Below are 2,593 nucleotides of genomic sequence, written 5' to 3' on the forward strand. Positions count from 1 at the left end.
GATATTATTTTAAATGCTATTCAAAGTGTGTTTGATCAATCATATACAAACTGGGAGTTAATAATTTGTGATGATGAAAGCACTGATGAAACTTCAAAAGTACTTGGTAAGATAACTTCTTCTAAATTGAGGTATTTCAAACTGAAGAAACAAGGAGCAGCCGCTGCTAGAAATTATGGGCATTCTAAATCAAAAGGTAAATACATAGCTTATTTAGATTCAGATAACTTATGGCATCCTGAGTTCTTAAGAATAACAATTGGAGCATTAGAGAATAGATTAGGCATTCATTGTGTTTATACAAAGTATATTGATGTTGAAAGGTTAAAAGATAAAGGAAAAGAGTCTTTTAAAATTAAGTCGTTCAAAGGTCTGCCTTTTAATTATGAGAAGCTAGCAGAGAAAAACTACATAGACTTAAATACCTTTGTTCATCGTAAAGGCCTAATTGATCATTATGGCGGATTTAATAATCAACTAAAAAGGCAGCAAGATTGGGACCTCATCTTAAAATATACTTTTTTGAGAGACCCCATTTATATTGATAACTACCTTGTCTACTATCAAAGAAATGAATCTTGGAATCAGATTACCAAAATCCATAAATATGATAATTCGAGTCTTGAAATTATCAGATCAAATTTGAGCCTTTATTATAAGCATGGGCTTCAATCCAAGTTAAGAGTAAATAAAGAAGCTAATCCAACGATTACTATTTTATCTTGGGATGTCTGTCGTAATCATTTTTCGAAAGCCTATAATATTGCAGAAGCAATATGCGGATCATACAATGTTCAACTACTTGGCTTTAGATTCTTTGAAGAAGAGATATTTCAGCCGTATAAAGATGAAACACCTCCCTTTGAACTCAAGATTATTGAAGGATCAGATTTCCCAGGTTTTCATTCAGCAATGTCTGAAGCCCTTCTTAACATAAAGGGCGATATAGTTTACGCTGTTAAGCCAAGATTAAGTAGTTTAGGTTTAGCACTTCTGGCCAATCATAATTTCAATAAGAAAGTGGTGCTGGAATTTAATGACTTAGAAACCGTTGTGGCCAATCCGCAAAAAGATAAACTTAATTCTGCCTTTGATGTAAATCAGCTTGACCTAAATTCAGAAGAACTTAAATCTCCGTACAGTCTGTTGTGGTCAAATATATTAGAAGAATTTGGTCAAAGAATGCCTGTTACAACCACCCATAATAAAAACTTAGATCGATTCTTTGGCAGTAATAGTTTTTATCTGAGAAACTTGAAAGACGAGAGTTATTACGATCCATTGAAATATGATAGAGATGAAATAAGACATTCTTTGGGGTATTCAACTAGTGACAGAATAATTTTATTCGGAGGACTTTTAAGAAAACATAAAGGTATTTTCGAGTTGATTGAGTTGTTGGATAAATTGAATGATGAGCGTTATAAACTGCTATTCGTTGGATCTCGCGAGACTCCGGATCAAAGGAAGTTAAAGGAATCATTTGGAGATAAGGTGCAAATCTTACCTCCTCAAGATAGAAATTATATGGCGGCTATTAATTACGCTTCAGATTTAGTTGTTTTGTGGCTCGATCCGGAAATTCCAGCAAGCCATTATCAAATGCCGTATAAGTTCACAGATGCAATAGCTATGAAAGTACCTGTGATAGCCAACGATATATCCGATCTGGGTGACTTGGCTCGTCAGGGTTATGTAAAAGAAGTTCCTCATCATGATTATGATGCGTTAGTAAAGGGAATTAAGCAGATATTTGATCATCCAAAAAAAACGCAAGAAATGGTTGAAGCAGGAAGAAATTTATATTTACGTCAATTCAGCTATAAGGCGATTAAAAGCAATATAGATATGTTAGTGGATCAAAATTTTGAATTGCTTAATGAAGTCTCAAAAGATTTTGCCGAATTGTATGGCAACTTCTATTCTAAATCAAATAATAAAGCTGATTAATTATGAAGTGGGTGATTAAAAATCCTGCTCCATTGGATTCTAGGCAAGAAAAATGGGGGGATTTTCACTTTGGCAGGTCGCTGACTAAGTATTTGGAGCGTTTAGGTGAAGAAGTGATTACTGATTATGATGGCGAATGGGAAAATGATCATCAGGAGGATGTAGTGCTTGTTTTAAGAGGTAAGTATCCTTACAAAGTTAAGAAGGAGGTTATAAATATTATGTGGAATATAAGCCATCCTGCTGACGTTAGCATGGAAGAGTATTCTTCATATGACCTGGTATTAGTTGCCTCAAACTCTTTTTCAGAAAAGTTAAAGAAGGATTTGAGTATTCCTGTAGAACCATTATTACAATGTACAGATACAGAGGAGTTCAAACCAAGTAATCTTGATCATTTCATTCGGAAGGACTTTGTTTTTGTAGGTAATACCAGAAGTGTAAAAAGGCCCGGAGTTTTATGGAGCGTTGATCTAGGATTGCCTTTAAAGGTGTGGGGTCGCGGTTGGAAAGAATATATTCCAAAGTCTCATATAGTTGCAGACTATATTGAAAATCAACAACTTGGCGAATTATACGCTCAGTCTAAAGTTATTATTAACGATCATTGGGATGATATGAAGGAATTTGGTTTTATTAATAA

At 34.2% G+C, this 2,593-nt stretch carries 2 protein-coding genes; both read left to right on the forward strand.

Going from position 1 to position 2,593, the window contains the following annotated elements; all coding sequences use genetic code 11:
- Nucleotides 1-1,950, forward strand: a 1,950-nt coding sequence (locus RLO81_RS19280; RefSeq protein WP_350115703.1) for a glycosyltransferase, incomplete at its 5' end; no start/stop codon positions are given.
- Between the two features lie 2 nt (nucleotides 1,951-1,952).
- The coding region (locus RLO81_RS19285) for a CgeB family protein (protein WP_350115706.1) at nucleotides 1,953-2,593 on the forward strand (641 nt) is incomplete at its 3' end.

It is taken from the genome of Fulvivirga sp. (genome assembly GCF_040220315.1).
Taxonomy (GTDB): domain Bacteria; phylum Bacteroidota; class Bacteroidia; order Cytophagales; family Cyclobacteriaceae; genus Fulvivirga.